The organism is Nostoc sp. DSM 114159, from assembly GCF_053470285.1.
Genome location: NZ_JBPFEH010000001.1, coordinates 5,892,163 through 5,916,544 on the forward strand (window position 1 = coordinate 5,892,163; position 24,382 = coordinate 5,916,544).

Here is a 24,382-nt window from a genome sequence, read left to right on the forward strand (position 1 = left end):
CGTGCTACTACCTTGAGAAAAATCTCACATCGCGCTAGTCTTCATTAGACTTCTTGCAGAAGTAGGGAAAAGGGTAAGGGGGAAAGGGAAAAGGAATAAAAAAACCTTTCCCCTTTGACCTTTCCCCTTTTCCCGCCTCTTGCAAAAGTAACTTTTGCAAGAGGTCTATTGACGTAACTGCACGCTGTAACATTAGGCGATGACAAATCAACTCTCTTTGAAAATTCCCTCTTGCACTTGGAGCCGTCCCATCGGCTTAGGCTGGGATAAACCTTATACAGTCCGCTATGCAAGTAATATTGATGATGGCCCTTGGCATGGTATGCCTTTAGGCGGCTTTGGTGCAGGTTGCATTGGTCGTTCTTCACGGGGAGACTTTAACTTGTGGCACATCGACGGCGGCGAGCATACCTTCAAAAACGTTCCCGCTTGTCAGTTCAGTGTGTTTGAATCCAATAGCACATCTTCCCAAACCTACGCTTTATCTACGCAAGCGCCTGTTGATGACACTCTCAAAGCGTGGCAATGGTATCCGACACCTCCCGACACAGAGGGAACGGGCGATTATCACGCGCTATATCCACGTAGCTGGTTTGTATACAAAAATGTATTTCAAACACAGTTGACTTGTGAGCAATTTTCCCCAGTGTGGGCAGGTAATTACCAAGAAACTAGCTATCCTGTGGCAATATTTGTCTGGAATGCCCACAACCCCACAGATACACCGATTACTCTGGGCATTATGCTCACTTGGCAAAATATGGTGGGCTGGTTTACAAACGCTCTCAAATCTCCCGAAGTGCGCGTGCGCGATGATGGAAGTCCGGTTTACGAATACCAACCACGCTGGGGCGAAAGTCAAGGAAACTACAACCAGATAGTTGAAAATAAACAACAGTTTGGCTGTGTTTTAGGTCGGGTTGGTAGTAATGAACCTTTGCAAGAAGGTGACGGAACTTGGTGTATTGCGACGCTGAAACATCCGCAGGTGGAAGTATTTCATCATAGCCGCTGGAATCCTGAAGGTAGGGGTGATGAGGTATGGCAAAGCTTTGCTAAAGATGGCTCTTTGCCTAATTATGTTGATACTACTCCAGCAACAGAGAATACACAAATCGGGGCTGCGATGGCTACGCCGGCCGCAGGCATCGCAATCCGCTTCACTCTCCAACCAGGTGAAACTCTGGAAATTCCTTTTGTCGTCGCTTGGGATTTGCCTATTACAGAATTTGCGGCTGGAGTCAACTATTACCGCAGATATACAGATTTTTTTGGTAAAAATGGCAACAATGCTTGGGCGATCGCATCCACTGCATTACAAGAATACCAAAACTGGCGATCGCAAATTCAAAGTTGGCAAAAACCCATTCTCGACCGGGAAGATTTACCCAACTGGTTTAAAATGGCTCTATTTAATGAGCTTTATGACCTCACCAGCGGCGGTACTCTCTGGAGTGCAGCATCAGAACTTAACCCTATCGGTCAGTTTGCAGTGCTGGAGTGCCTAGATTACCGTTGGTATGAAAGTCTAGATGTACGGTTGTATGGCTCTTTTGCCCTGCTGATGCTGTTTCCAGAATTAGAAAAGTCGGTGATTCGGGCATTTGCACGGGCGATTCCTCAAGGTGATGATACTCCCCGAATCATTGGCTATTACATGACAATTAAGGCCGAAAGCCCGATTGCAGTTCGCAAAGTTGCAGGTGCAACACCCCACGATTTAGGCGCACCGAACGAACACGTTTGGGAGAAAACCAACTACACCAGCTATCAAGACTGTAATTTATGGAAAGATTTAGGTAGTGATTTCGTTTTGCAAGTATACCGTGATTTTTTACTCACGGGTGCTGACGATGTAGAATTCCTGGCAGATTGCTGGAATGCGATTGTTCAAACGCTCGACTACCTGAAAACTTTTGACCTCGATGGCGATGGGATTCCGGAAAATTCTGGTGCGCCTGACCAAACCTTTGATGATTGGCGGTTACAAGGTGTCAGTGCTTATTGTGGTGGGTTATGGTTAGCGGCGCTAGAGGCTGCGATCGCCATCAGCGATATTTTATTAACTTACCAGACAAGTAACACAACGGAGTTGGCAGCGCAAAAATCCACTTATGAAACTTGGTTACAACAATCTCTGCCTATTTACCAAGAAAAACTCTGGAATGGGGAATATTACCGACTTGATAGTAAAAGTGGTTCCGATGTAGTGATGGCAGATCAATTGTGCGGACAGTTTTATGCACGTCTGCTGGACTTACCTGATATTGTACCAAGCGATCGCGCCCTTTCGGCGCTGAAAACCGTTTATGACGCTTGCTTTTTGAAATTCTGTAATGGTGAATTTGGTGCTGCTAATGGTGTTCGTCGTGATGGCTCGCCAGAAAATCCCCAAGCTACTCATCCTTTAGAAGTTTGGACGGGGATAAACTTTGGGCTGGCGGCTTTTCTCGTGCAAATGGGAATGAAAGATGAAGCGTTGAGGTTGACGCAAGCTGTGGTGCAGCAAATTTATGAAAATGGTCTACAATTTCGCACGCCAGAAGCTATCACCGCAACTGGTACTTTCCGCGCTAGCACTTACCTGCGGCCAATGGCGATTTGGGGGATTTACTTAGTGATTAATTGATTGACTATCAAAGCGGTTCTCGTTTTGATACAACACACGTAGATGTCATTGGTGTCAACTTAAGCTGAAATCTTCTGACTGTATAAGTTTTGTCCCCAGTCCCTCTCCCAAAATTAGCAAAAGGAAGCAAATTCTCCAGTTCCCCTTCTCCCATATTGGGAGAAGGGGTTAGGGGATGAGGGCATAGAACCCTTACTCTTAAATAACTTCTACCTTAAGTTGACACCTATGACAGATGTGCGTCCCTACAGAATTTAACTTGCCTTCATTTGGAAAAGTAAAATTTAGATTTGCGATTTTATTTTCCGAGTGTTTCCGGAAGCGAAGGAAAATTTCAGTAATGGTAAGAGTTGAAGCATTGAGAATTATAAGCCTAATGTTTCAAAAAATGCAAATATCACTAGCTTTAGCTATAAATATTGCTGATAGTTCCTAGATTACGTTCGCAATCAAAAGCTAGGTTATAACGTGCCTATTACTTTACTCAACAGCAAAGTTGATCGGATTGTAGCGCTTCGTGTTTGGCAATGATTAGCCAGCACTGGTGCATACGCTTAAATCCCTACAGCTTGCGTAACTTAACGCCAGTAAATCTTACAGGTGCATTTCACCAGCCTTTACTAGAAGCAGCCCAAACTTGCAAGATGTGAAGCGTTATCAGTAAGGACTAGTTTTAAGTAAGCTGGACTCATACTATAACCCTTGGATAGCTCGTTGTCAAGTAATTCATTGTGTAGTTGTCTGGAGAGATAAAGGCGATCGCATATTGATTTTTGATCTTGTACGCCATTTAGCCCAATTGTTACTACATTTGTAATCTCAATTTTTTAAATCTGCTACAAGACTCGCATTTTATTTTTGAAAAAAACTCAGTATACTTTTATTCTTTCTTCCCTGTTCCCCGTTCCCTGGTCTCTCCCTATCGCGCTTGCGCTGCGCTTCTCTGCGGGACGCTTTGCGAACGCGCACCATGCAAATAATTTCTCCGAATCAAAGCAGATTTTTATAGATATTTAGACATTAGAGAAATCACTGCTAAATCAAGTTCATAATATTCTTTGTTAATTAGCTTTATCTCTATTCTCAAATTCTCTAATATTGTACAAACTTAGACTACTAATTTTTTATAAAGGTATCCATCTGCGGATGTTTTTATTAACTCCGCTAACGAGCATTAGAATTATCTATATATATTATTAGCCAAAACTTATCTTTGAAGTATGGGCTATTTTATGATTCTTATCCAAGCATTATGAAATATTTCCGATTGATTGACAACAATTTTATTTAGATACGCTAAAGCTGTAGCTTTTGCCAACCAATAAAGACAAGGTTAATAAGTCTTATTGTCCAAGTTAACTTATTGAAAAATAGGCTCAATACTATTGCTGGCAATGGTTTTATCACCGATTTACTAATATTTTTATCTAGTTGTTTTACATTCTAGTTAATGGTACTATTTTTTAGTTACTCGATAATAATAAAGGTTTTAAAATGATATCGGGTGAGGGGTAACACCCCTCAAGAATTAGCCAAAGGGGACAAAACTAAAAGCTGCACAATCCACAAGTAAGTATCTAAATACATTCAGTAAATTTAACCTACCAATAGACTAAATTAGCAGATGACATGAACGACAAAAAATAGTATAAATACGAATGGTGCTAATACCGCTCAAAGATAATATATTTTTTTTGTTAGTCTAAAAAAATATGCAAACTTCCCGGAAATTGCCTAATTAAACAGTAGTAAGAAATATAAGCGTGTGAACCAAGAAAAATCATTTACTTATGGATTTTTATCTCTTGTAAACATTTCACACCGCTGTAGTGCTAATAATTGGCCACAAGCAATTCAACCTTTTCAAAAAGGCTAGTGCAGTCTGTACGCCTCAATTGAAACACCAACAATCGCAAAAAAAGAAAATAGTTTACTTCATCCAGGATAACTAAAACTATGATGAATCAAGACATTGCTGGTATTAGTAGTAACTTAGATAAGACAGTAAAAGCTCAACAATTTGACAAAGTAGTTGAGGCAATTCTTGCTGGAAAGTATTCTTGGGCATGTGTTTTAATGCTGCGATTTGGTGGTTATAATCCTCTCCATTACATTCCATATCGCACCTACAATCGATTGCTCAAAGAAAATTCTCAAGCCGATAGGACAAAACAACAGCAAACTGAAAATCTAAAAATGCTGAAACACGCTCATGATTCTCAGTCTGAGAATAATGCGTCATCAAGCTGCTTAAGCAAAATTAAAGACTTAGCTTATCTAGAAGTAGTTAGAAAACAAAAAGCATGAATCAATTCAAAATGACGCTTTCTACGAAATGCTGCGCGTAGCTTGCTTCCCTGTAAGAGTACACGGACTCGCTTGCTTGCCGCCGGCGCTAACAAAATTCACGCATTAAATACAGCCACCCACAATATGAGTGGGGTTTCCACCTACCGAGTGAGACAAGGATTTTTTCGCCTACGAGGGCGAGGTTTTAAACCGAACTTTTTTGATAAATCCTTAGTGGGAGTTTAGACCAGAGATTGACACAGCAAATTAACGAACATCAATCAAGCAAATCGCCATTAAAACCAGAAAATGTTCAAGACGTTTCCTTGAAATCCTGTGGATTCAATTAAAAAGTATTTGGAATCAATAGATTCTGCTCTAAAGTTGATTGATTATCTGAAAGCCTGCGATGCTAATTTAAAATTTATAGCATAGCAGGTTTTCTATCGCAGTCATTAATTTCATAAATTTGGCAAAAATCTGCCAAAATGGCAAATATATACTAATGATATTGGTAAACTAATAACAAATACAACTTCAACCAAAATAGAGGTGATTTGGCAAGCAAGTTAATTTAAAAAATAAAATCAACGATTAGTTCTAACTATGAAATCAATCAAACTGATTACAAAAGTAATCAGAATTTGATGGAGTAAATAACTCCTAGACCAAGACCAATAATCCAACGTTGCTACTGGTGGTTCTTTTTCTGAGGAAGTTTGAGCAAAAAGAATTTGAGGAGGTGGATTCCCCCAAGCCAAATTTTACACAGCTTTCACTGACTGCAGACGGTGCGAGTAATGCCGATCAAACTTTCTATCCTGTGGTTGGTGTTGCTTTAGTTAAATATTGCAAACGCTTAACATCAATTTCAGGAACGGAAATAGAAAAGTTACGGTGAAATTGTTGTCCTTGGCTGGTAGAACTAGTAGCTCATACGCTTCTCTTTCGACTATTGTAATCCTAGTCCTCCCAACCGGGATTATCTTTGGTTTATAAACTTTCAATTTATATAACACTACTGGAAGTTCAAAACTTAAATAGCTTCCAGTTTTTTATCTGTATATAAAAAGAAATAAGGTAGGCAAATTGCCCACCTTATTTTTTGTGGATAATAGATATCTGGTGAAATTAATCTAGAAGTCTTGTAGAGACGTAGTACCGCTATGTCTCTACATTCTTTTTCACTTCCATATTTAATGATTGGTTAATTCAAAAAAGAATTAAACCTTAGCTAATTCTGGAGTAGGACTCTTGCTGTTGCGAATTGCTGTAATAGCCTCAGCATAATCTTTAGCATTAAACACAGCTGAACCGGCGACGATCGCATTGGCTCCCGCTTCCAAAACTTGCCAGGTATTATTTGCCTTCAGCCCCCCATCCACTTCAATCCAGGGATCGAGACCACGTTCATCACACATTTGGCGTAGCTTGCGGATTTTGGGTAACACACCAGGGATAAAGCTTTGACCACCAAAACCAGGGTTGACGCTCATAATTAGTACTAAATCGCACAAATCTAGAACATATTCAATTAGCTCTAGAGGAGTACCAGGATTAAGTACAACACCAGCTTTTTTACCAAGCTCTTTAATTTGCCCCAAGGTGCGGTGTAAATGTGGGGAAGCGTTATGCTCGCAGTGTACGGAGATAATATCAGCACCAGCCTTAGCAAATCCTTCTACATACTTTTCTGGCTCCACAATCATCAAATGGACATCCAGAGGCTTGGTTGTAATCGGACGAATCGCCTCGACAATCAGAGGGCCTATCGTAATATTAGGTACAAAACGACCGTCCATGACATCAACATGAATCCAATCCGCTCCAGCTGCATCTACGGCACGAATTTCGTCACCCAAGCGACTAAAATCGGCTGATAGGATAGATGGAGAAATTACAATGGGCTTTTGAGATAGGTTTTGGGTCATGGCTAGTGGGTTTTTAAGCGTCCTCTTCTGTACGCATTGTAACAAAACATTGAACAAGACTCATAATTTTGATCCCGGTTTTTTGGGGAGTGGGAAAGCAGAGGAGCAGGGGAGCAGAGGAGACAAGGGGACAAAAGTTAGATCCTCTTATCTTGTCGTCTCTTCACATACCCAATGACAAATACTTCGACTACGCTCAGTACAAGTGACAAATGACAAATGACCAATGACTAATAACAAATGACTAAAAAACTAACCTGGATATTTTGGGGATTAACTGCTTCTTGTCTGAGTGCGCCGGTAATTGCTTCAGCTTTAGAATCTGCACTAGGAACTAATGGCATTGATGCTCTAAAGCTACACAAACCTCCTTATAATTTAATCGGTCGCAAGATTGCTATTGGTCAAGTGGAAATTGGTCGGCCGGGAATGTTTGGGTGGGATAAGGCGGTGTCTAAAAATCGTGCCATATCTTTAGCAGCGGTTTTCTTACGCAATGGCCCAGCTAAGTCTAATAGCGGTGTTGACCCTCACGCCTACAATGTCGCTGGTGTGATGGTGAGTCAAGACAAAGCTTTGCCAGGAGTTGCGCCGGGAGCGCGATTGTATTCATCAGCAGTGGGTTCGACTAAAAACATGGGTCAGCCAGAAGAGTGCTTATCGGCACAGCACATAGCGCTCCAAAATGGTGGCGATGTCCGTGCGATCAACTTTAGCTTTGGGGAACCTCTGAGCCGCGATCCTAGACCGGAAGCTACTTTAGACGGCAATGCTTTACTAACTTTATGTGTTGACTGGTCTAGTCGCGTTCATGATGTTTTGTATGCGATCGCAGGCAACCAGGGCAAAGGCGGCATTCCTATTCCTACAGATAATTTTAACGGAATAAATGTGGCTTTTTCATCCCGCCGAGGGGGAGTTTTTAACAAAGTAGACGTGGCTAATCTGGCGGGTGTTAACCAAGGGGTGAATCAAAGACTAGCTGGAAAGGAATTTGACCTTGATGGGCGTCGCGCTATCAGTTTAGTTGCTCCTGGTAATAATATTTCTTTGCTCAATCCAGATGGCAAATTGAACAAGGTTACAGGTACAAGTTTTGCGGCGCCTCAAGTTACAGCTACCGTTGCTCTGTTGCAGGAACTGGCAGACCGACAGATGCGAACAAAACAACCCCACTGGAGCATTGATTCTCGGCGGCATCAAGTGATGAAAGCTATATTGCTGAATTCAGCAGATAAACTTCTAGATAGCGGCGATGGCTTAAAGTTGGGAATGACTCGGACGCTAATTGATAAACAAAATCAAAACTGGCTAGATTCTGATGCTTATAAAGATCCAAAAATTCCTTTGGATGCCCAAATGGGAGCAGGTCATTTGAACGCGTTTCGCGCTTATCAGCAATTTAATGCTGGTCAATGGCAAGCATCAGCTGCGGTTCCGGCTATTGGTTGGGATTATCGCACAGTTGATGTTGGAGCATCTGTTGACTATATATTAGCAAAACCGTTAAAGCAGGGAAGTTTTGTTGCTGTCACCCTGAGTTGGGATCGATTGGTAGAACTCAACGATAAAAATAAAAACCAGCAATATGATGTAGGCGAAAATTTTCGCGATCGCGGCTTAAATAATCTCGACCTCTACTTAGTAAAAGCTGATGCTCAAAATTCTGAAGCTGGCGCTGTTTGCTCCTCAATCAGCCAAATTGATAGTGTAGAACATATTTTCTGCCCCGTTACTGCTACTGGCAATTACAAAATCCGCGTCCAGTTTCGTCAAAAGTTCAATGAAGCGACTCAACCCTACAGTTTAGCTTGGTGGAGTGTACCGATTAATTGAAATAAGTTAGCACAAATATCTGTGTAAAATTACAGCGTTTTCTCGTTCCTATACAGAGCATGGGAACGAGATTTTCTGCCTCTAAGAAACGTTATTCGAGCTCTAAAAACCTCACAGAAGTGGTTATTTTATGATTGCGTAACTTACAATACGTTTATACGTAAAGATAAAAATTCTTAGAAATCAAAATTTTTCTAACTCGTCTGTATAGCCGTCTCAATAAGGAATTAGCAACTCCACAAGTTGTGTTTAATTACTCTGAGCTACTAATTTGCTGTTACAAAAACTGTAACAGTCCCATTTTTCTATTGGAGTAAATGCAATAGTTAATCATTGACACAGTATCTGCGTCAACTCTGAGCACAAATCGGGAATCTTTGGCAAGTGAGGTAGCAGAATGAATCGCCATAAATTGAGTGATGCAAAAGAAAATTTCCTGCAAAGACGTTACGGTGTTAGTCTAGGCAGACGTTATGCTTTGGCAGCTGCAAGCGTTGTTCTATTCAGTGTATTAGGGTGTTCTCAAGTCGATAGTAATAAAAGTGCCCTTGCCCAATCTAGTTTACCTCAGCCAGAAACTCCATTGCAAAAAAAAACAGCCAACACTGATACAAAAATTGTTGAGTCTAGCAACAAGTTTGGCTTCAAACTATTTTCAGAAGTTCTGAAAAACGATCGAGGTGAGAAGAATATTTTTATCTCACCTTCGAGTGTTGCGATCGCTCTTGCAATGACTTATAACGGCGCTAGCGGCTCGACTCAACAAGCAATGGCAAAAACCCTGGAATTACAAGGGATGAATCTACCAGAAATCAACTCTTCTTATGCGGCGGTATTAAAACAGCTTTTAGACAATTCGGATACGAAAGTGCAATTGAAAATTGCTAACTCCCTTTGGGCAAATCAAAATGTTAGCTTTGCACCAGACTTTCTCAAGAGAACCCAGGACTTCTATCAAGCTAAAATCAGCAATTTAAACTTTCAAGATGCCGCCGCATCTAGCATTATCAATAACTGGGTCAAAGAAAATACTAACGGTAAAATCACTAAAATAGTTGAAAAAATTGAACCAAATCAGGTATTATTTCTGATTAATGCCATATATTTTAAAGGTAATTGGAGTAACCAATTTGACAAGAAAGAAACTGCTTCATACCCTTTTTACATCACATCTGGCAGGCAAAAACAACACCCAATGATGTCACAGGAGGGTGATTATAAATACTATGAAAGCGAAAAATCTCAGGCAGTTAGTTTACCTTATGGGAAAGATGGTAAGATAAGTTTTTATATATTCTTACCCAAAAAGAATTCCAACCTCAAAGCATTTTATCAAGACTTGAATGTTGAGAACTGGGAAAAATGGATGACTCAGTTCAACAATCAAAAAGGGTTTATTCGCCTACCCCGCTTCAAAACAGATTACGAGATTACACTCAATGATGCTTTAAAAACTTTAGGTATGGGGGAGGCTTTCAGCAACAAAGCCAATTTTTCTGGCATGGGTAAAAATTTTGCCATTAGCCAAGTTAAGCATAAAACTTTTGTTGAAGTGAACGAAGAAGGCACTGAAGCGGCTGCGGCTACTTCAGTGGGAATAGTAGCAACATCTGCCAGACAAGAACCAGAACCATTCCGAATGATTGTCGATCGCCCCTTCTTCTGTGCCATCAGGGATAATCAGACGGGAAACATTTTGTTTATGGGTTCAATTATCGAACCACAATGAGAATGTAGGAGGGATTGAAGACTTCATCTTTTTAAAAGAGAACTTCCAAAAAATAAAATATTCAGTGAATATAAATGATTAATTTAAACCCGATCTATGTTAAGATATAGAATTTTTTAAAAAATATATTTTTGTAGGTTGGGTGGAGTGAAACGCAACCCAACATTACCACCAAATTTTATGTTGGGTTACGCTATCGCTGTACCCAACTTATAAAACTACGGTTTTCAAGTTAGACGAGGTTTACATTCACTGTATCTGCGGATAATAATTTTTAGAATTCATTATCCGTAAAGGGAACTATGGATGGTGAAAATATTTTTAGTGATGGAAAAAATTCTAACCTCGCGGCATAATCATCTATTTGTGATAGTTCCAGTTCAATTGTTTGCTGCTCTTTTTCATCAAAAAGCAACTGAATTTGATAACTTGTCCAGAATTGTTCGCCTAGTTCATCTTCTAAATCAAAAGGCTGTTCTTCATCACCCCATATATTCGACCAAAGGACTATTTGATTAGCCCGAAAATGGTTTTGACCTTTTATATCTCCAACTACAAAATATACTTCGACATTTAAATCAAATCCCAAATCATCGACTTCTGCCTCTGCTATCTGACAGCTAACCACAATTAAACTATCTGGGTTAATATCTACTACCTGCTGTTGGCGTTGTAATAATTCTTGAAATACAAAATTAGGTAATAATTTTGAACTCTCCTCAAGTAGGTTTTTTTGAGTTTCTGGAGAGTAACGATTTTTTAATTCTTGCGTGATTAAATTTAAAATATCTTCACTAGCTAAATTAACAACTATCTGTTTATTTGCCGGATTAAGGAAACATCCTTGATTAAGATTAATGTGTTTGTTAATTGGCATAGTTCTCTAAAATCCTTTGAATGTGAACGGATAATTCACAAATCAAGCTCAAACAAAGGTAAGGAATAAATATTACTTTAGCTTCTGTTCTATATCTTTAGCAAGACAACAAAACCATGACTAAAGTCACAGATCAAACATACACAAGATCAACAATAATTGTTAAATTAGTAATGATTTGCAATAATTGTCCAGTTAAAAGGTTCGATTTCTATCGGGGCTTGTGACTGATTTTTCTTACTCTTTCAGCAACATCGTTTTTTTATGTGTAGATTAATTGGCTATCTTGGTAACGCCATCCTCTTAGATGAGTTGCTGTATAAACAAGAGCATTCGCTCTACAAACAAAGTTACAGTCCTTTGGAATTAAAATCAGGAGTAGTTTGTGGAGACGGAGTAGGTGTAGGCTGGTACGATGAAGTGGGTAAACCATTCATTTACCGAAATACTATCCCGCTGTGGAACGAGCCGAATCTGGAAGAGTTGAGCAACTATGTACAATCCAGTTGTACTTTAGGCTATGTCCGATTAGCTGGAACAGGTGAATCGCTCGACATTAGCAATTGTCAGCCATTTCGTAGTGGGAAACTTTTGTTTGTACATAATGGCGAGATATCAAACTTTCAACAAACTCTTTGTAGACCAATACGTAAGAGCCTTTCTGATTCCACTTACCGCCTGATTAAAGGTACGACTGACTCTGAACACATCTTCGCCCTACTAGTGGAAATGTGGCAGTCGTCTCCAAACAGCACTCTGTTGTCAGCATTAAATGCCACAGTTCAAAAATTGACTAAGTTGGCATCAGAACACGACACCAGCTTTAGTGCCAATGTAATTGTCAGTGATGGTCAAGCAGTTGCAGCAATTCGCTATGCTTATCGCACACAAGCACCTACTCTTTATTGGTCTTATGATGAACTCAAGCAGCCAAACCAAGTTATTGTTGCTTCTGAGCCTTTATCCAATCACCAAAATTGGACTGCTTTTGATGAGCAAAGTGCGCTATTTGTTGAAGCCCAATCATTACAGCCAACAATTAGCATATTGGAGAGATTTGTTCCCATTGGGGTTTAAAAAAGGATTGCGATTTTGTGGAAATTGAGCTTTTCCCTCTAAGGGATTACCAAGAAATAAATTATTCAATCTTGTGGGGTGGACATCTTGTCATTGGTGTCAAGTTAAGAAAAAAGGAGACTTGTCAAGTGGGTAAAACTTAATGGCTAAACTCAACACAAGGGTGTTGATTGAGCCATGAGTAAGCCACGTAAAAAACAAGGGAATCCAGATTTTCGACATCGGGTAAGTTGCCCAGCCCCAACAACTCAGGAGATAGAATCACGATTGATTGAACTGGTAACTCCAGGGACATTTGCCAATCTCAAAGATGTAAAAGACAAACAGCGGAATTTGCGTAGGCGCAGCCCGCCGTAGGCATCGCGGGTACTAACGCTACCAGTGATGGCAGCAATAGTGCTGAGTTTAGTGTATCGACAAATAAATTATTTAACAGATGTGCTGTGCTGCCTAGAAGTTGAAGGATTATTGTGGGTAGAAGCAATGTCTGTGAGTCGGCAAGCGCTATCTCAACGGCTTGAAAGCTTGCCAGCGAAGCTGTTTGTTGGACTGTTTGAGCAAGTAATAGAGCGTCTAGCAGTCAAAAAAAATCCTACAGAAGTTGACCCCCGGTGGTCATCGGTGGTTGAAGAGTTCAGTGCAGTATGGATAGCGGATGCATCAACTCTAGAAGCAGTCAAAAAACATTTAGGACAACTCCAAGAAAAAACAAACGCAGTGTTGGGTGGGAAGATGTTGATGGTGGTGGAAGCATTCAGCCATCGCCCAGTGGCAGCGTTTTTTGATGCCGATGCCAAACGTAACGAAACTAAGTGGTGGCAAGAACTACAAGTACGCTTACCAGTGGGCGGTTTACTGATAACAGATATGGGCTTCTATGGATTTGAATGGTTTGATACCCTAACTGAAGCCAGAAAATATGTTTTAACCAGACAAAAAGCCAAAGTGCGCTATCAAGTTGTGCGCGTGCTTTCTAGTGGTTCTCATTACAAAGACGAAATCATTCAAATGGGTCTTCACCATACCGATCCTTGTCACTACCCGATGCGACAAGTATCTGTACTCTGGGGAAAGACTTGGTATCATTACTTAACCAATGTCCTTGACCCACAACAACTTTCACCACAATCAGTTTGTGAGTTGTATCGCCGACGTTGGCAAATCGAAGATGCATTTTTACTCACAAAAAGATTGTTGGGTTTGTCCTATCTCTGGGTTGGTGGCAATAATGGTATACAGATGCAAGTTTATGCTACATGGATTTTCTATGCTGTTCTCAATGATTTGTGTGCTGATGTCGCACTCGCTCTGCAACAACCAATAGAGCGAATTTCCGTGGAAATGGTTTTCCGCAGTTTATATTTTTTCCATCGCGCACTCTTGCAAAACTCACAACTTCAACTTATTCCTTGGTTAGTTGAGCATCACCGCTCTATGGGCTTGGTAAAAGCAGTGCGTCAGCGACACCGACGCAATGCCGCAACCTCGCTTTACACTTGGGCTGATGCCTTAACTTGACACCAATGGCAAGACGCCCACCCCACAATAAAAATTGAATGTTTTTTTCTTTGGAAGTCCCTAAAGTTGGTGTGATGGTAGACAAGCATTGTTATTGCTTGTGCCAAAAGGCAACAGTTGGAAGCAAATGAGAGAGACAACATAAATTATCCGTCTTTCAACTCCTCTGGGAGCTAGCTAGTGTCACCGATAGCGAACGCGAGTGCGTCTTGTAGAGATGCGTTATACCAATTCAATTAATGATTGCAACACATTTTTGGCTAAAGACGCGATGAATCGCGTCTCTACAAGTGGTCTATTTGTCGCATTCTTTTTTTAAATTGGTATTAGCGAGTCATCGGTGACGCAATCATCATTCATTTTATGGCTCCCTTGTACTCTGTCCATCACTGTACACAGCCAAGCAGGAGCGATCGCATACTTACTTGTAGTGCCGATTACGAGTATAGAGGGAAACAGATGATTTCCTCAGACCTCAACGCCAAAAATGCCCTGTTGCCTGATTCAATCCAATTTCAGTTACCCTGAATGACCCAAATAGTTTTATGATTCTCTACGAAAGCATATTTGAAATTATTTAGGTTTACTACCAAAATATTCTCAAGCTCATTCTAAAACATGGTGTAAATCACCTTTAGCTAAATTCGTGCAATGCTGGTTTTGAACCTTCTTCCAGGGTCAAATAAAGTACAGGGAGATGTAAAAGTATGGCTGAACACTCATTTCATGACCAACTGAGTTTAGAGGAACAAACTGAAAAACTCGGCAAGCAAGCAGTAAGCTTAGGTTTGATTCCTAGCTTTGTGGTGCATTACTTTCCCGATACCTGGGTATTTTATATACCCAATGAAAGTCAATCGGAACCGCTGACACCAGAAGAGGCATACTTTCGTTTAAAGCAACTGGTTAAACAGTAGATATTTTGACAGCAGATTTTTGAAGATAACGGCTAGACACTGCAATTGTTAAGTAACAGTAGTTATGGCGAAACCAGCAATTTTAACCGTCGATGACGATCCAGAAGTATTGCAAGCGGTGTCACGAGACTTACGTCATCAGTATGGCGATCGCTTCCGCATTGTCCGGGCAGATTCCGGGATCGCGGCTCTGGATGTGGTGCAGCAACTAAAATTGCGCAATGAATCAGTTGCTTTATTTCTAGTGGATCAACGTATGCCCCAAATGGGAGGCGTGGAGTTTCTGGAACAAGCAAAAAGCATCTTTCCCGATGCGAAACGTGCCTTGTTGACGGCCTATGCAGATACGGATGCTGCGATTAAATCGATTAATAGTGCCAGACTTGATTATTACTTACTCAAGCCTTGGAATCCACCAGAAGAGAGACTATACCCGGTTTTAGATGATTTGCTAGATGACTGGCTAGCAGGATTTCGCCCACCCTTTGAAGGCATTCGAGTCATTGGTAATCGCTGGTCGCCTTTTTCACATCAGGTGAAAGACTTCCTAGCACGTAACCAGATTCCATTTAAGTGGTTAGATATTGAACTGGAGCCGGATGCAGAAAAATTGGTGGAATTCGCCCAAGCTGATTGTAGACAACAATTACCCTTAGTGATGTTTCCCGATGGTTCCCGATTAATTCAACCATCTAATTTAGAGATTGCCGCCAAAATTGGACTGCAAACTCAGGCAGAGCGTCCCTTTTATGACTTAGCGATCGTGGGTGCTGGCCCCGCCGGATTAGCAGCTGCCGTCTATGGCGCTTCTGAAGGATTGAGTACTGTCTTAATTGAGCGGGAAGCGCCAGGAGGACAAGCAGGTACGAGTTCGCGGATTGAGAACTATTTGGGGTTTCCTGTTGGTTTGAGTGGTAGTGATTTGGCAAGGCGGGGAGTCACCCAGGCGCGGCGATTTGGAGTAGAAATTCTCACTCCTCAAGTAGTAACTAGCGTTCGACTAGAAGATCCTTATCGGATTCTGCAATTAGCAGATGGTAACGAGATTAGTTGCCATGCACTTTTAGTTGCAACAGGCGTTTCCTACCGTTTGCTAAAGGTTCCAGGAGCCGAGAAGCTCACAGGAGCAGGAATTTATTACGGTGCTGCCATGACTGAGGCGATCGCCTGCACCAACGAAGAGGTTTACTTGGTAGGCGGGGCAAACTCTGCCGGACAGGCAGCAATGCATTTTTCTAAGTATGCCAGCAAAGTGATTATGTTAGTACGGGGTCAATCACTAGCATCAAGTATGTCTCAATATTTGATTGACCAAATTGCTGCAACTGAAAATATCAAAGTTTGCACGGGTTGCACCGTCGTGGAAGTGAAGGGAGAGGAACATTTAGAAGCAATTGCGATCGCCCATGCTAACACTGGACAAATCGAAACCGTGTCGGCGCGATCGCTGTTTATCTTTATCGGTGCTAGCCCCAAAACCGATTGGCTCGATGGCGTTATTCAACGCGATGCTCAGGGGTTTATCATCACGGGGCCGGACTTAGCGCATAATGGCAAATCTCCTCGTGGTTGGTCTTTAGAACGCTCTCCTTTCTTATTAGAAACCAACATTCCCGGAATCTTCGCAGCCGGAGATGTCCGCTATGGCTCAATTAAACGGGTGGCATCCGGTGTCGGAGAAGGTTCGATCGCCATTCAATTCGTTCACCGCTACCTAAGTAATGTTTAGCTAAAGCAGCCAATACTAAGCTGTATAAAATAGACCTGCCTTAAAAATAGGGACTGGGGACTGGGGACTGGGCACTGGGGACTGGGGACTGGGGACTGGGGACTGGGGACTGGGGACTGGGGAAGAGATATTTTTATTGTTCCTTGTGAGTTCCACTCATAGAGTCTCTTGCAAAAGTTCTTTTTGTACTCTTGTGGGAAAAGGGAAAAGGAAAATAACAAACCTTTCACCCTTACCCTTTACCCTTTTCCCGACAAATGCCAAGAAGTCTAATCTGCAAACCCTCTCCTCTGCTCCCCTGCTCCCCTGCCCCCTGCCCCCCTGCTCCCCTGCTCCCCTGCCCCCTGCCCCCTGCTCCCTTCATTGACTTGCGTTGATCCCAATTACCCCGATGATGATTAAGGCGATCGACACAAGTTTGATGAATGTGGCAGATTCCCGAAACCAAATAATCCCAATAAGAGCTACTAGAATAGTTCCTAATCCAGCCCAGACAGAATAGGCGATACTTACTTCAAGTTTCTTGAGAGCAAAGGTCAAAAAAGTAAAACAAAGTCCATAGAAGACAAATATTAATACTGAAGGAACTATTTTAGTAAATCCCTGTGATAATTTCATGCAAGTTGTGCCTGAAACCTCAAAGAGGATTGCTAATATAAGGTAAATCCAACTTGTTGACATATTTTTTGTAAGTGGTTAGTTAAGAGCAACTCGCCCTAAAAATAGAATAAACACTCCTGAAGTAACTCATTAAAAATTTTTACAAGTGTAATATCAATTCTCAATGAAGATGCTTTGGAGGAAGAGTGTTGCGAAGGCAAATATATGCAGCTTCACAAAGAAACGATTTAAGTAAATACAGTTCAGATAGAGCCACAAAACCCTTATATAGAGACGCGATTGTTCGCGTTTTGAAAGACTAATTATCTAGACCAATAACCCTGAATCCAGCATATTGACAAGTAGTCCAACATTTAAAACCAAACGTGCAGTAGTATAATTGAGGCTGATTCCGGGGCTTTATGGCGATAAATTGCTCAAGCATTCGAGCAACATCTGCTGTAGTGTGATTGTGTTTTTGTCCTACTAATGGTAGAAGAAATGACGGCTCAATTTGAATACAGCACTCTTGCCGATCCACAGGATATTCAGCAGCTGATATATATCCTTGAGCAGTGTTTCATCAGCGGAGTTGGTGGTGAAGAAGCTTATATCAATCTCATTGGTGTAGAAAATTTCCGTATTATTCGGGGATTTGGGCAATTAGTTGGTGGATTGGCAACTCTGGATATGGGTCAGTGGTGGGGTGGTGTGCGCGTACCAATGACAGGAATTGCCGTTGTGGGTATTGCTCCAGAGTATCGCGGTTCGGGAGCTGCGATCGCTCTCATGCAGCAGACGCTCAAGGAACTTTATGCTAGAGGTATACCGCTCTCTGCTCTTTATCCAGCAGTTCAAGGCTTGTATCGAAAAGTCGGGTATGAGCAGGGGGGTAGCTGGTGTAATTGGGAAATTGCAACTAAAAGTATCCAACTGCGGGAGCAACCTCTACCTTTACAACCAATAGTGCCAATTAATCATCAAGTCTTTCACGAACTATATCAGCAGCAGGCGAAACTAACGCATGGATATTTAGACCGACATCGAGCAATCTGGGAACGCTTAATTCAACCAGATGAGAAGGAAACATTTTACGCGTATTTTATCGGTACCAAAGAGAAACCCGAAGGTTACATCCTTTTTAGTCAACATCCAAAAGAAGATGGCGCAATTCTGCGAATCAAAGATTGGGTAATTCTCACAACTGCGGCTGCACAAACATTCTGGTCTTTTCTTGCCAGTCATCGCTCCCAAATTGAACGCGTGCGATGGAGGAGTTCTGCAATTGATTCCTTGACATTGCTGCTACCAGAGCAAACTGCCAAGCTTAAGAATACGATGCGTTGGATGCTCCGAATAGTAGATGTAGTCAAGGCGCTGTCCATGCGGGGTTATCCTTCGGGAATTGAAACTGAATTGCATTTAGATATTAAAGATAATTTGCTAGATGCAAACAATGGTAAATTTATTCTTTCTGTTGCCAATGGACGCGGTGAAGTTACCAAAGGTGGAAAGGGTGAATTGCAGTTAGATATTCGGGAACTAGCACCACTATATACAAGTTTGTTCGCTCCCTACCATTTGCAAATAGCCGGAAAACTGCATGGGACAGAAACCGCTATTTCAGCAGCTACGCAAATCTTTGCAGGTAGTTCTCCTTGGGTAGCTGATTTCTTTTAAGATCATCTGTCAACGAATCTTTCTCTGTGTTAGTTCAAGTCTGCTCTTCTTGAGAGTCGGAGAGGGATAGTTTTGCGTAGTCAAAACCAGCCAGAGGGATGTCTGTCGAAGTGAGGCGTGGGAGAAGGTGAAGATAGTTATGTCAATCTCCCAAGAAGGAACTTTTAGCTCACCAAGATTATTGCGTATAAATGTTATTCTATTCCCCAGTTTGCCTGTTCTCGGTTGTCTCGTTCCCAGTCTCCGACTGGGGATGTTCGTCGTTGAGGCTCTGCCTCAAGACTTGCGGCAGAGCCGCTTTTGAGTTGCATTTCCAGCCAGAGGCTGGAAACGAGGTTTGAAAAGGAGTTTGAGCTTAACTTGACACCAATGGCGAGACGCCCATCCCACAAGAGTCAAGCTAATGCACTATTTTAGCCTTGTCACGCCAGTAGAGTGCGTTCTGGACACGCCGAAATAGCAAATGAGTTCGCCAAAATAACAAATGCGTTCGCCGAAATAGCAAATGAGTTCGCTGAAATAACAAATGCGTTCGCCAAATCAACAAATGAGTTCGCCAAATCAACAAATGAGTTCGCCAAATCAACAAATGAGTTCGCCAAATCAACAAATGCGTTCGCCGAAATAACAAATGCGTTCGCCAAATCAACAAATGCGTTGGCGTACCCCAACCCAGGCATCGCCAAAATAACATCAGAAAGGGAAAACTAGAACTTCTAATTCCCTTTCCTTATAAAGGCTACGGTGTACACAAGTCGAATTACCCCCCTTAATCCCCCCGTTTATTGGGGGGGAAAAAAGAAATCTAGTTCCCTCACCTTGCTACCCTGCGGGTTCCGCTTTAGCGGTACAAGCCGGGAAACCCGTCCAACGCAGTGGCTCCCCTTTATAAGGGCTATCCATTACCCGGATCTTTCTTAACATTTGCGAGAGCGATCGCTCTGGTTTTTGTAACCCTGATTAGTTCGTCGTTAATTCTCAATAAAAACACAGTTTTAGCGATAAGACTAAGAGCTAATTTGTCAAGTATGCCTAACCCCTCAGTCTCTAAGATGCTTAGAAAACATGGGTTTTAAGATTGTAAAGAAAGATGTGGGTAACGCATAGTTTATAAGGGGAGGGTTAGGGTGGGGTGACGCAGTAAATAACCGTAAGTGAATGAACTCTATATCATGTCTTGACAAGAGTTTTACGTTAAGTTGACACTAATAGGCAATGCGTGCGTCTACGCGAAATCTATATGTATTAGGGTTTTAGTGAATAAATTTTACTTTCTCTCTCTACAAAACATAAGTTGGAAACATAATTAATCCTTTGCTCGTCCTTCCGCTAGATTAACAATTTCTGTTGTTATCAACTCACACCACAAATAAAACTATCAGCGATTTACTTTGAATAAGTAATGATGATTTATCGTGCTTATCTAATCCCCAATATCATCTGGTAAAAATAACTCAACGGGATTTCTGACTTTTTCTCCGGAAGTTCAGCACAGTCATCAGAAAACAATCTAAGTAAACCTGATTAGTTTCTCCTAACTTGCACACCCACATTCACAACATGAAATCACATCTACTGGCGATTGGTTTAAGCAGTTTGGTTTTAGTTGCAGGACAAGCTAAAGCTTCACAATTACAGTCTTGGTACTATGATTCTAGCCAAAATCAATTAGACTTAACTACCACTTCGGGAATAGAACCAAAAGCCTTTTTATTAGATAATCCGAATCGATTAGTGATTGACTTACCCGGAACTAATTTTAATTCCGATACTGTCAAACGAAGTTTTGGTAAGGCGGTGAAAGAAATTCGCCTCGGCAAACCAGACTCTCAAACTACTCGTTTTGTCGTCGAGTTAGCTCCGGGTTATGATGTGACTTCCCAAAATATATCAGTTAAAGGAGATTCCCTTTCTCATTGGATTTTCAAATTCAATTCATTTAACCGCCAAAGTAATCCCATTGTTGGGGAAAATCGAGAAGATATTGCCATCAAATCCACAGATGCATCGACATTTGCTGGAGTTGTGAATCTTGGTCAAGAAATGGTTGGTATTACTTCTCAGATTCGCAGTTTGTTAGCAAGTTATAAAACCTTAAATCCGGGAATATTTTTCTTGGATTTAGATACAGGAAACTATATAGATATTAATGGCGAAAAAAGATTTGCTGCTGCCAGTACAATCAAATTCCCCTTATTAGTGGCTCTTTTCCAAGAAATAGATGCAGGTAGAATTAAACTTACCGATAAATTAGTGATGCGGCGCGATTTAAAGGTGGGTGAATCTGGAATTATGCAATACAAACCCATTGGCACTAAATTTAGTGTCCTGGAAACTGCTACCTTGATGATGACAATCAGCGATAATACCGCCACCAATTTAATTCTCGATCGCTTGGGTGGTACCGCAAAAGTTAGTCAACGTTTTCGTAGCTGGGGATTGCAAAATACAGCACTTCGGAATCTACTTCCAGACATCGGTGGCACAAATACAACTAGTTCCAAAGATTTGGTCAGATTGGCGGCGTTAGTTTCTAATAATCGTTTGTTATCCCCAACTAGCCGCGATCGAGTTTTAGGCATTATGCGCCATGTGAAAACCAATAGTTTACTACCAGCCGGTATCGGCCAAGGAGCTACCATTGCCCACAAAACTGGTACATTGAGATTTATCATTGGTGATGCGGGTATTATTCAAATGCCCAACGGCAAAAGCTATTTAGCAGGTGTTTTGGTGCAAAGACCAAACTACGATTCAAGAGCCGGCGATTTTGTCCGTGAAGTTTCCAGAAGAGTCTATAATTACCTAGACAATACCAAAGTTAGCAATATACAACCAATACTTGGCGAGCCCACTCGTTAGTCAAGCGATCGTAATTACTAGTCCACCACATCAATGAAGAGTGCTGAGTGCTGAGTGCTGAGTATTGAGTGCTGAGTGCTGAGTGCTGAGTGCTGAGTATTGAGTAGGGTGAATAAGTTTGTAGTAAAGACTTTAGTCCTTGGTTTGAAGGCTAAAGCCCTCACTACGAACTTCGCAATTGCACTAAATCGTAAAAATAGGGACGTGCATCTGTACGTCCCTAGATATTTATCTGTATTCAGGTATTTCGTCGTGAAATGAGATTAACTTAGGAAATTTGGTGTACCACCATTACCACTCCTACCAACAGCAGGAATTTCCACTGTGTCATCTGTAGCTTTACCAGTGCCGTCATTGACAACGTAATTAGTGTTACCCACATGTCCATTAGGGATAAACAATTGTGGATGGTCAAAGGGCGCTTTATCAAACCGAACTCGGTCATCAGTCAGCGCTTTTAAAAAGGCGACTAATTCTTGTTTTTCTACTGATGACAGATTTAGCGGTGGAAGTACTCCATAATCACCACCACGATTGTAAAAATCAATCACTTGCTCTAGAGTCGCCTGACCTCCATTGTGGAAGTAGGGAGCAGTTAGTTCCACATTGCGAAGTCCAGGTGCTTTGAAAGCTCCATTTGCAAACACAGGCTCAGTGGAATTCAACGGTGGATTAAGGGCTGGGGGGTTTTCGCCAAGGAGATCCTTAAATTTACCCAACTGAGCCAATCGTGCCTCTGAAAGCGGATTACGTTGACCTTTACTCTGTAAACCGTCATAACCACCCAAACCGGGGTCGTCTGTGGCTGGTCTGACACCGATATTGAAGAAACCAGTGTCTTCTGGGGAGTTTGGCGCGAACGGCGCACGTTTGATTCGTCCTTCTTTAGCCACGTTGCTGACTGAAGCAGCTGTTAATTCTACTCCACTGTGGCAAGCAATACACAAAGCTTTGCCCTCAAACAGTCCTTTCCCTCGTTGCTGCTGCGCGGTTAGGGCGCTGGTGTTTCCTTCCAAGTAGCGATCGTAGGGCGTATCATAGGAAATGAGCGTAGACTCGTACAACTGAATTGCCAGCCCAAAGAATAGCGAGAAGTTGTACTCTAGCAATGTATACTCATTAGTCGTCAAAGAGCGATCGGGCCTCTTGACAATAGTCCGTTTACCGTCAGAGTCAACTTGGATGAGGCGAGTAGAATTCCACCACTCCGGCTTGAAGGCATCTTGAATCATCTGCTCGTATGTTTTATCTTTAAGTCCAGGCTTAGGCGATCTACTATCTTTACCTAAAACGCTGTCTTGTGGATGCACAATCTGTTTAGCTAGCGGTCTAAGAGGTAATAACTTTTTCGCAAGTTTTCGGGGGAGCTTTTTACCCTTACCAGCGGTGAAAGATATTCTGTCAATTAGCCCCAACTTATCACTCCCGAACTTATCACCAATTTCTTGAAAAGTGCGACCATCTGCGGATGACTCAAAAGAACTGAGTGGCGGCCCGACAGCTTGAGATGCCAAAGACGAGTTATTGAGGCTGACTTTCACAAATTCTGCCCTAATTGGGTTTATAGCCTTGACGACAGCGGCGTTAGGATCTCTTAAACCGAAGGGGTTCACCCCATTAAAGATATCTTGTGCCCTTCCATCCCAAAAGTTGCGAAAGTTGAATGCGGCATTAATCACGCTTGGCGTGTTACGCGGCTCGACGCGCCGCACATTGATACCTTTTACGTTAAACACCGGATCTGGCTCAGTGGTAACTTTGTCTTCTGCATTCCCAGGTGTGACATCCACAAACTTCGTATTGAAGATCCCCTGAGAAGAACTGACATCGTTACGGTCAGATACAACAGTTTTAGGATCGTTTGGGTTTGACAGCTTGTGGAAGGGAAAATCTCCTGGTTTAAGCTGATAGTTTGGTAGTCCGCCGACATTAAAAACTGAATCTGGATTCTCTGTACCATCGGCGTTGACCCGCAAAAGCCCAGGAGCAATCTGATTTTTGGATCTATTGTCAGCTCCAGCATGGAAGTGACAACTAGCACAGGAGGTCTTTCCATCACTCCCAACCTGCATATCCCAAAAAAGAGTCTTTCCTAATTTGATTGCAGCCGTTTTGTCTTTTACGAAGTCTCCAAGATTGTCAGGTTCTGGAACCGATACACTCTTGAGAGAAACTGGAGACGGGCCTGTAACTGCTGATACAGTATTTCCGGCTACTACTGCTACGAGAATAATGGCAGCAATTGTTACAGTCCTTAAAAATCTCGATCTTAAGTAATTAGCTTTGCCATATCTGAATTTCCACTCTTGCCGCTTTATTTTTGTCACCAAAGATTTGAGCAAAAATCGACCTCTTGAGGTCAGCAATAAGTAACTTGATAAAGCGGTGGTGAAGATTACTAAGCTGATTATGGGTATAATCCCCATAGTTTTTTCTAAAGTAACACCAAGATAAAGTATACATTTTTGAGGAAGTTTGAAATTTAATATTCATGTAAAATGAACACGCAAATTACGAATTTTACGTGAATACAAAAAAAACACCCTCTTCGGGCTACGAATTATAAATTGAGTTGAAAAAATTGGTTATTCTATATTGAATTTGGATGAACTAAACTATTAATATATTTTATCGATAAGAGTTTGATAAAATGTTTAGATATTTAAATTAGATATAACTTACTTATCAATCTTATTTTTGGGATATTT

15 protein-coding genes and 1 pseudogene are annotated in these 24,382 nt (G+C 41.6%); 11 read left to right on the plus strand and 5 right to left on the minus strand.

All coding sequences use genetic code 11. The features are described from left to right. Positions 1-199 precede the first annotated feature (199 nt). The 3 genes from ACR5KR_RS24680 to ACR5KR_RS24690 all read left to right on the plus strand — a co-directional run bounded on the left by ACR5KR_RS24680 (position 200) and on the right by ACR5KR_RS24690 (position 4,936). Positions 200-2,629: a GH116 family glycosyl hydrolase gene (locus ACR5KR_RS24680; protein ID WP_448268356.1), complete on the plus strand. Its 2,430-nt coding sequence runs from the start codon at positions 200-202 to the stop codon at positions 2,627-2,629. A gap of 527 nt (positions 2,630-3,156) precedes the next feature. Then, the gene (locus tag ACR5KR_RS24685; protein WP_448268358.1) at positions 3,157-3,279 is read left to right on the plus strand and encodes a hypothetical protein; all 123 of its coding nucleotides are present in this window, start codon (positions 3,157-3,159) and stop codon (positions 3,277-3,279) included. Between the two features lie 1,309 nt (positions 3,280-4,588). Then, positions 4,589-4,936 carry a HetP family heterocyst commitment protein gene (locus ACR5KR_RS24690; protein ID WP_448270323.1) on the plus strand — a complete coding sequence of 116 codons (348 nt, stop codon included), beginning with the start codon at positions 4,589-4,591 and terminating at the stop codon, positions 4,934-4,936. 1,205 nt (positions 4,937-6,141) lie between these two features. Here the strand turns inward: ACR5KR_RS24690 and rpe are convergent. Then, positions 6,142-6,849, minus strand: coding sequence for a ribulose-phosphate 3-epimerase (rpe, locus tag ACR5KR_RS24695; RefSeq protein ID WP_094349276.1), 708 nt, complete (start codon positions 6,847-6,849; stop codon positions 6,142-6,144). Positions 6,850-7,089: 240 nt separating this feature from the next. On the opposite strand from rpe, the gene ACR5KR_RS24700 reads away from it, so the two are divergent. After that, the gene (locus tag ACR5KR_RS24700; protein ID WP_448268360.1) at positions 7,090-8,685 is read left to right on the plus strand and encodes a S8 family serine peptidase; all 1,596 of its coding nucleotides are present in this window, start codon (positions 7,090-7,092) and stop codon (positions 8,683-8,685) included. A gap of 397 nt (positions 8,686-9,082) precedes the next feature. After that, the gene (locus tag ACR5KR_RS24705; protein WP_448268362.1) at positions 9,083-10,414 is read left to right on the plus strand and encodes a serpin family protein; all 1,332 of its coding nucleotides are present in this window, start codon (positions 9,083-9,085) and stop codon (positions 10,412-10,414) included. A 274-nt stretch (positions 10,415-10,688) separates the two neighbouring features. On the opposite strand, the gene ACR5KR_RS24710 is transcribed toward ACR5KR_RS24705, so the two are convergent. Next, a complete protein-coding gene (locus ACR5KR_RS24710) occupies positions 10,689-11,291 on the minus strand; it encodes a hypothetical protein (protein WP_448268363.1) in 603 nt (200 codons plus the stop codon). Between the two features lie 264 nt (positions 11,292-11,555). Here ACR5KR_RS24710 and egtC point away from each other — a divergent pair, with 264 nt between their 5' ends. From egtC to ACR5KR_RS24730, 4 genes and pseudogenes are all read left to right on the plus strand, one after another. Beyond that, on the plus strand, positions 11,556-12,368 hold the full coding sequence (egtC, locus tag ACR5KR_RS24715) for an ergothioneine biosynthesis protein EgtC (RefSeq protein WP_448268364.1): 813 nt from the start codon (positions 11,556-11,558) through the stop codon (positions 12,366-12,368). Positions 12,369-12,545: 177 nt separating this feature from the next. Further along, positions 12,546-13,886 (plus strand): annotated as a pseudogene (locus tag ACR5KR_RS24720) (IS4 family transposase). 707 nt (positions 13,887-14,593) lie between these two features. Beyond that, complete coding sequence (locus tag ACR5KR_RS24725) at positions 14,594-14,803, plus strand: hypothetical protein (RefSeq protein WP_334720607.1); 210 nt, start codon at positions 14,594-14,596, stop codon at positions 14,801-14,803. A gap of 64 nt (positions 14,804-14,867) precedes the next feature. Beyond that, positions 14,868-16,532 (plus strand): FAD-dependent oxidoreductase, encoded by a 1,665-nt coding sequence (locus tag ACR5KR_RS24730; RefSeq protein WP_448268365.1) that lies wholly within the window; start codon positions 14,868-14,870, stop codon positions 16,530-16,532. 360 nt (positions 16,533-16,892) lie between these two features. Here the strand turns inward: ACR5KR_RS24730 and ACR5KR_RS24735 are convergent, their stop codons facing one another. Next, positions 16,893-17,213: a DMT family transporter gene (locus ACR5KR_RS24735; RefSeq protein ID WP_445630041.1), complete on the minus strand. Its 321-nt coding sequence runs from the start codon at positions 17,211-17,213 to the stop codon at positions 16,893-16,895. 420 nt (positions 17,214-17,633) lie between these two features. Between ACR5KR_RS24735 and ACR5KR_RS24740 the strand changes: the two genes are divergently transcribed. After that, the gene (locus tag ACR5KR_RS24740; protein ID WP_448268366.1) at positions 17,634-18,812 is read left to right on the plus strand and encodes a GNAT family N-acetyltransferase; all 1,179 of its coding nucleotides are present in this window, start codon (positions 17,634-17,636) and stop codon (positions 18,810-18,812) included. Positions 18,813-19,234: 422 nt separating this feature from the next. Here ACR5KR_RS24740 and ACR5KR_RS24745 read toward each other — a convergent pair whose 3' ends face one another. Next, on the minus strand, positions 19,235-19,492 hold the full coding sequence (locus ACR5KR_RS24745; RefSeq protein WP_448268368.1) for a hypothetical protein: 258 nt from the start codon (positions 19,490-19,492) through the stop codon (positions 19,235-19,237). An 880-nt stretch (positions 19,493-20,372) separates the two neighbouring features. Between ACR5KR_RS24745 and ACR5KR_RS24750 the strand changes: the two genes are divergently transcribed. Next, entirely contained in the window at positions 20,373-21,674 is a 1,302-nt protein-coding gene (locus ACR5KR_RS24750) for a serine hydrolase (protein ID WP_448268369.1), read from the plus strand. Positions 21,675-21,937: 263 nt separating this feature from the next. On the opposite strand, the gene ACR5KR_RS24755 is transcribed toward ACR5KR_RS24750, so the two are convergent. Beyond that, positions 21,938-24,100: a cytochrome-c peroxidase gene (locus ACR5KR_RS24755; protein WP_448268370.1), complete on the minus strand. Its 2,163-nt coding sequence runs from the start codon at positions 24,098-24,100 to the stop codon at positions 21,938-21,940. Between the last annotated feature and the right edge of the window lie 282 nt (positions 24,101-24,382).

Excerpts from the sequence above, each read along its gene's own strand:
- ACR5KR_RS24680 (WP_448268356.1), top strand. The coding sequence starts at position 200 with ATGACAAATCAACTCTCTTTGAAAATTCCCTCTTGCACTTGGAGCCGT.
- ACR5KR_RS24685 (WP_448268358.1), top strand. The coding sequence starts at position 3,157 with ATGATTAGCCAGCACTGGTGCATACGCTTAAATCCCTACAGCTTGCGT.
- ACR5KR_RS24690 (WP_448270323.1), top strand. The coding sequence starts at position 4,589 with ATGAATCAAGACATTGCTGGTATTAGTAGTAACTTAGATAAGACAGTA.
- rpe (WP_094349276.1), bottom strand. The coding sequence starts at position 6,849 with ATGACCCAAAACCTATCTCAAAAGCCCATTGTAATTTCTCCATCTATC.
- ACR5KR_RS24700 (WP_448268360.1), top strand. The coding sequence starts at position 7,090 with ATGACTAAAAAACTAACCTGGATATTTTGGGGATTAACTGCTTCTTGT.
- ACR5KR_RS24705 (WP_448268362.1), top strand. The coding sequence starts at position 9,083 with ATGAATCGCCATAAATTGAGTGATGCAAAAGAAAATTTCCTGCAAAGA.
- ACR5KR_RS24710 (WP_448268363.1), bottom strand. The coding sequence starts at position 11,291 with ATGCCAATTAACAAACACATTAATCTTAATCAAGGATGTTTCCTTAAT.
- egtC (WP_448268364.1), top strand. The coding sequence starts at position 11,556 with ATGTGTAGATTAATTGGCTATCTTGGTAACGCCATCCTCTTAGATGAG.
- ACR5KR_RS24725 (WP_334720607.1), top strand. The coding sequence starts at position 14,594 with ATGGCTGAACACTCATTTCATGACCAACTGAGTTTAGAGGAACAAACT.
- ACR5KR_RS24730 (WP_448268365.1), top strand. The coding sequence starts at position 14,868 with ATGGCGAAACCAGCAATTTTAACCGTCGATGACGATCCAGAAGTATTG.
- ACR5KR_RS24735 (WP_445630041.1), bottom strand. The coding sequence starts at position 17,213 with ATGTCAACAAGTTGGATTTACCTTATATTAGCAATCCTCTTTGAGGTT.
- ACR5KR_RS24740 (WP_448268366.1), top strand. The coding sequence starts at position 17,634 with ATGACGGCTCAATTTGAATACAGCACTCTTGCCGATCCACAGGATATT.
- ACR5KR_RS24745 (WP_448268368.1), bottom strand. The coding sequence starts at position 19,492 with ATGCCTGGGTTGGGGTACGCCAACGCATTTGTTGATTTGGCGAACGCA.
- ACR5KR_RS24750 (WP_448268369.1), top strand. The coding sequence starts at position 20,373 with ATGAAATCACATCTACTGGCGATTGGTTTAAGCAGTTTGGTTTTAGTT.
- ACR5KR_RS24755 (WP_448268370.1), bottom strand. The coding sequence starts at position 24,100 with ATGGGGATTATACCCATAATCAGCTTAGTAATCTTCACCACCGCTTTA.